6 protein-coding genes are annotated in these 5,696 nt (G+C 70.0%); 1 reads left to right on the forward strand and 5 read right to left on the reverse strand.

Features of this window, described 5'->3' with window-relative positions:
* The 5 genes from VKH46_02780 to VKH46_02800 form a co-directional block, all read right to left on the reverse strand.
* The coding region (locus VKH46_02780) for an O-methyltransferase (protein HKB69738.1) at positions 1–222 on the reverse strand (222 nt) is incomplete at its 3' end.
* 2 nt (positions 223–224) lie between these two features.
* On the reverse strand, positions 225–1,040 hold the full coding sequence (gene rph / locus VKH46_02785; protein HKB69739.1) for a ribonuclease PH: 816 nt from the start codon (positions 1,038–1,040) through the stop codon (positions 225–227).
* A 59-nt stretch (positions 1,041–1,099) separates the two neighbouring features.
* The gene (gene murI, locus VKH46_02790; protein HKB69740.1) at positions 1,100–1,897 is read right to left on the reverse strand and encodes a glutamate racemase; all 798 of its coding nucleotides are present in this window, start codon (positions 1,895–1,897) and stop codon (positions 1,100–1,102) included.
* Positions 1,894–2,673, reverse strand: a complete 780-nt coding sequence (locus tag VKH46_02795) for a GerMN domain-containing protein (GenBank protein HKB69741.1) — start codon at positions 2,671–2,673, stop codon at positions 1,894–1,896. Before VKH46_02795 ends, murI begins: the two co-directional genes overlap by 4 nt.
* A 137-nt stretch (positions 2,674–2,810) precedes the next feature.
* A complete protein-coding gene (locus tag VKH46_02800) occupies positions 2,811–4,268 on the reverse strand; it encodes an N-acetylmuramoyl-L-alanine amidase (protein ID HKB69742.1) in 1,458 nt (485 codons plus the stop codon).
* Between the two features lie 131 nt (positions 4,269–4,399).
* On the opposite strand from VKH46_02800, the gene VKH46_02805 reads away from it, so the two are divergent.
* The gene (locus tag VKH46_02805; protein ID HKB69743.1) at positions 4,400–4,990 is read left to right on the forward strand and encodes a hypothetical protein; all 591 of its coding nucleotides are present in this window, start codon (positions 4,400–4,402) and stop codon (positions 4,988–4,990) included.
* The last annotated feature ends 706 nt before the right edge of the window (positions 4,991–5,696 follow it).

Genomic DNA, 5,696 nt, shown 5'->3' on the forward strand with positions numbered 1-5,696 from the left:
GCCGAGCGTCCCGATCTCGACGATCTTCTTCGCTCCGGCCGCGCGGGCGATCGTCTCGAGATGGCGGCCGTCGAAACGTGCGACCTCGATCTCCGGAAGGCCCGCGGCCCGGGAGCGCTCGCGGATCTCCGCGAGGACCGCGTCCTCGGGACCGAGGACCGATTCGAGGTAGCGGGCGACCGTCGCATCGCCCTGACCGAGTCCGGAGGGGTCGTTCGCCATGGCTAGACCTCCCGGCGGAAGACGTTCTCGGAGAGGCGCAGGCTGGCGACGACCGGGTCGATCGCGGCGCGCTGGATCGCGAAGAGCGACGCGAGCCCGCCGTTGCCGAGGCGCAGGAGCTCGTCGAGATCGTCCTTCGAAAACGGCTCTTTCTCGGCGGTTCCCTGGATCTCGACGAACCTTCCCGAGGCCGTCCCGACGAGATTGCAGTCGACTTCCGCCGACGAGTCCTCCTCGTAGCAGAGGTCGAGCAGCGCGCGGCCTTCGTGGCGGCCGATCGAGACGCCGGCGACCGTCTCGCGGATCGGCCATTTCCGGAGGAAGTGCTGGTCGGAGACTTTCGCGAACGCGACGGCGAGCGCGACGCAGGCGCCCGTGATCGAGGCGCAGCGCGTCCCTCCGTCCGCCTGGAGAACGTCGCAATCGAGGGTGAACGTCCGCTCGCCGAAGGCCGTGAGGTCGACGACGCTTCGGAGCGCCCGCCCGATCAGCCGCTGGATCTCCATCGTCCGCCCGCCCTGTTTTCCGCGGGCCGCCTCGCGCGGCGAGCGCGTGTGGGTGGCGCGCGGGAGCATCCCGTACTCGGCGGTGACCCAGCCGGTGCCGGTGCCCTTCAGGAACGGGGGGACCTTGTCCTCGATCGACACGGTGCAGAGGACGCGCGTTTCCCCCTGGACGATGAGCGCGGAGCCTTCGGCGTAGCGCGAGACGCCGGTCTCGATCGTCACGGAACGGATCTCGTCCGGAGTGCGGCCGTCCGCTCTGCGGCCGTCGTCGCGGCGTTCCTCGCCGCGCGGCTTTTCGCCGCGGCCGTTCACGCGGCCCTCTCCGCCGCGGCCGTTCGCGCGGCCCTCTCCCCCGCGACCGGCTTCGCGCGTCACAGGTGCCCCGTGATGTCGACGTGCTCGAGACGGTCGATGGGGCGGCCGAGGAAGCGCTCGGCCACGGTCCGGAAGCGTTGGGCGGCGTCGGTCACGCAGACATGGTATTCCGATTCCTTCTCGCTTCGCCGCGCGGGGGTCAGCAGGGGGCGCACGGCGTCGCATACCGCGTCGGCCGAGTCGACGAGCGCGACGTCGGGAAGCGTGCGCGCGATCGTTCCTTTGAGCAGCGGGTAGTGCGTGCACCCCAGCACGAGCGCCTCGACGGCGTCGGCGCGAAACGGCGACAGGTAGATCTCGGCGGTCTCGCGCGCGACGGCGTTGTCGATCCATCCCTCCTCGGCGAGCGGAACGAAGAGCGGGCAGGCGCGCGCGACCACCTCGCGGTCGGGAGCGCGGCGGGCGATCGCCCGGGCATACGCTCCCGAGGCGATCGTCGCCTCGGTGCCGATCACTCCGATCCGGCGCCGGCCCGTCGCGACGGCCGCCGCTGCTCCCGGCTCGATCACGCCGACCACCGGGACGGGGGAAATCGCCTCGATCGCGGGGAGCGCCAGGGCCGAGGCGGTGTTGCACGCGACGACGAGGAACTTCACGTCGCGCGCGAGCAGGAAACCGACATTGGCGAGCGAGTAGCGCTCGACCGTCTCGGGCGACTTCGTCCCGTACGGCAGCCGCGCCGTGTCGCCGAGGAACAGGAACGATTCCCGCGGGAACTCCTCCCGCAGCCGGCGGACGACGGTGAGGCCGCCCACGCCCGAGTCGAAGACGCCGATCGGTCGGGGATCGCTCATCGCGAGCCCTCCGAAGGCGGCGGCGGAGGCGCCGGGGTCGCCGTTCCTTTCCCGGGCGGCGCCGCGGACGGGGCCGACGGGGACGTTGCCGTCGGCGCCTCCGAGCCGCTTGCGGGAGGAGGCCCGGATGCGGGCGCCTCGCCGGGGCCGGATGCGGGCGCCGCGGCGGCCGCGCCCATGACGTCCTTCATGGCGGGAAGAGGGCGGCTGATGTCGACGTGCCCCGCGAGCGTCTCGACCGCGCTGCCGTTGACGAGGATCTGCACGCGGTCGGTCTGCGCGAGGTTCTGGAGCATCGCGTCGACGACCGCCCCGACGCACGCGAGCTCGTCGGCGGACCCCGCCGCCTTCGCCCAGGCCGGCGCGACGTTCAAATCGACGACGACGCGGCCGTCGCCCGGAACGAATGCGTTCCGGAGCGTCAGACCCTCGGGAAACGCCGGCAGGAGCGCGGGGTCCTTCGGCCCCGCGGCCTCCTCGCGCATGATCGTCCGCGCGAATCCGACCGCGTCGACCGGCTTCTCGACGTCCCGCTCTTCCGGCCGGAGCAGGCCGTCGTCCTTCGACACGAAGAACAGCGTGACGCGGGTCTTCTCGGCGGGCGGGGGCGGCAGCGGCCCCGGCGCGAGCTGGAGCGGCGCCGCGGACCGCGCGCGCACGACCGCGCCGCCGCGCAGCCGTCGTCGTCCACCGGCGCGCTCGCGCGCGATCACGAACAGCACCGCGACCGCCGCCGCCGAGAGAATGAGCACGGCCCAAGCCGCTCTCTTACTCACGCGCGATCCTCACCTCTCCCGGCGGGAAGCCTGTTCCGGCGATCTTCACCTCTCCCGGCGGGAGAGGTCGCCGCGCCGCAGCGACAGCGGAGGCGTGCGGGTGAGGGAGCCCCGGGTGGGTCGGCACGCTCGTGTTCCTAGCTCGGAGGCGCCGAGGGATGGCTCTGCAGGTACGACTCGACCGCGCGGCCGATCGCCTCCGCGATGCTCTGCCGGAACTCGGGACTCGCGAGCTCCTTCGCTTCTTCGGGATTCGAGATGAAGGCCGTCTCGACGAGGACGGCGGGCATCGTCGCCCCGACGAGCACCCGGAACGGCGCCTGCTTGATCCCGCGGTTTTCCGTGTGGAGGAGCGCGTTCAGCTCGTTCTGGATCGACTCGGCGAGCGCGGCGGATTCCTTCAGGTGGGCCGACTGCGCCATGTCCCAGAGGATGAAATCGAGCTCTCCGGGCGTGCTCTCCCCGGTCGTGCCGGGCGGAACCGCCGACGCGTTCTCGTCGCTCGCGACGGCGGCCGACACCGGGTCGCTCGCGCCGAGCGACAGGTAGTACGTCTCCGAGCCGTGCGCGCCCGCCGCGCGCGAGGAGTTCGCGTGGATCGACACGAAGACCGCCGCCTTCTCGTGGTTGGCGATCGCGGCGCGCTCGTCGAGCGAGACGATCGCGTCGTTCGTGCGCGTGAGCACGGGCCGCACCGCGGGGTCCTTGCCGAGGACCGCCGCCAGACGCGACGCGATGTCGAGCGTCACGTCCTTCTCGATCACGTCGCCCGGTCCGATCGCCCCCGTCTCCTCTCCTCCGTGTCCGGCGTCGATCACGACGGCGCGCGGCGCCGGCGGGGGCGGCGGCAGCGCGGCCGAAGGCGCCGGGGCCGCTGACCCGGGGGGCGCGGCCTCGGGCCGCGTGATCTCGAGCACCAGGCGATCGGGGGCCTTCAGCGGGTAGGCGTTGACCGAAAGCCCCGGCTCCCGGAAGACGACCGCCGCCGTGTTCCCCGCGATGTGGACGCGCGAGACGAACGGATCGTCGAAGGAGCGGTCGGGCGCCGGCGCGACGATCGGCCGCTTGAACGTGACGGTGAGCCCGTCGCGCGAGACGGACGTCTCGTACTCGACGGCAGCGCTCTCGCGAAAGACGACCTGCGTCATTCGGCTGAAATGAACGAGCGTGACGTCGACCGTCGCCGCCGCGGCGCTCCCCCCACGCGTGCGGATTTTCTTTCCGGCGCGGTCGTAGTCCGCCGAAAGCGCCGCCGCCGGAAGGAGCGTCTTCTCGAAGAACTCCCACGGCGCGTACAGCACGCCCGAGAAAGCTCTCGTCGGGTGCGCGAGCATCACGACGCGGTCGTCGAACGCGACGGTCGCCACCCCGTCGGCCGCGACGATCCGGTGGCCGCCGAGCTCGACCGCGAGAGCGGCGCCGGGCTGCGTCTGCGAGCGTCCACCGAGACCGGAGGCGAAGTCCGCGATCGACAGCAGGTTCCCCGACTCCGCCGCGGCGACCGCGAACGTCTTTGCGGGAGTCGAAACGGTGACGGTCGACGGATCGGGCGCGGCGATCGCCAGAAACACCGCGAGCAATGGGATGGAGAGCACACGGCATTGTAACGTCGCGAGATCACTCTCGCGACGGGCGGTGAGTCGGCGGGTCGACGAGTCGGGTGACTCGGAGGCGAACGCTTCCTGCCCACCGCGTCTGATACAATATGGAGATTGTGGATCGAGACTTGGACGACGCATTGAAACTCAAACCCGGCGTGGAGCGCGTCGCCGCGCTCGTTTCCTGGTTTCAAGGCCTGTTTGCTCCCGATTTCCCTGTGCCGATTCTCGTCGGCGGGGCGGCCGTCGAGCTCTACACGGGCGGGGCCTACACCACGGGTGACCTCGACTTCGTTGGTGAAATTCCCAGGCCCGTGGCGAACAAGCTCATCGACGCCGGTTTTCGGAAAGAAGGCCGGCATTGGATTTTCGAACGAGGGAAGGTTTTCATCGAACGGCCTGGATCTTCGCTGGACTTCGACGACCCGGCCGTTCAGATCGAAGTCGGCGGCAAATCGGTGGTCGCCGCGAGTCCGGAATCGATGCTCATCGATCGGCTCGCATCCTGGCAGTTCTGGGGATCGTCGGTCGACGGCGTCAACGCGTACCTGTTGTGGAACACTCAGGAGAAGCGACTGGACCGCGGTCGAATTGCCGTACTCGCGAAGAACCGAGGCGTCGAGAAAGCGCTGGAGAAACTGGCCGAACTTACTGCCGGATTTGGCGGTCGGCTGCCGGCCGATCGCGAACTCGAGCAGTGGGCGGAAAGGTTCCCGTGAGGATCTTCAAGCCTGGCGAGCCGAGGCCCGCGGCCGGCCCTCGTCTTCGGGTCCGCAGGACACGCTCTCGTTCCTACGAAGAGTGGAAGGCCCTCCGGCGATGGGGCCAGCTGCCAGACTGGGAATCGAGCCCGCCTGGTTACCTGCTTCGGCTTGCCCGCGAAGAGGTGAACCTGACACAAGCCCGGCTTGCGAGGAGGCTCGGCTGCTCGCAGCAGGCGGTCGCACAGGCAGAGCGCTGGAGAAGCAATCCGACACTCGCGTTCGTTCGCCGGTGGCAACAGGCCTGTGGGGAGCGTCGGCCGATGGAGAGCTATGTCGCCGAGCACGGAGAATACTTCCAGGAACCGGCCGAGTCGATCCAGCTCGATCCGGATCTCGCCGTTCGATTCAGGACCTCGAGAGCGGTGAACCGAGCCCTTCGAGTGTTCCTCTCCGAGCACGCGCCGCGGCGCCCCCCGGGTGCGAAGAAATCGAAAACGCGTTAACGCGGGAGGCGCACGAGGAGCGGGTGGTCAAGGCGACCCGGATGTGGACGCACTACGGTATGCAGTTTCGGGTCGCGAGTCGAAAAGTCGAAAGTCGGGCGCCGCCGCGGTGGCAATCCCGAGTCGGGCACCTAACGGCGCAGTTCGGAGTCGCCTCTGAAGGTTGGCTTTGAACTACCGTGAGGTGCGGCCAGACGTGCTGGAAGACGGGTTCGGCG

This window comes from Thermoanaerobaculia bacterium, assembly GCA_035260525.1.
GTDB lineage: Bacteria > Acidobacteriota > Thermoanaerobaculia > UBA5066 > DATFVB01 > DATFVB01.

What these genes read in the sequence shown, in the direction of transcription:
- murI (HKB69740.1), bottom strand. Translation starts at nt 1,897, where the DNA reads ATGAGCGATCCCCGACCGATCGGCGTCTTCGACTCGGGCGTGGGCGGC.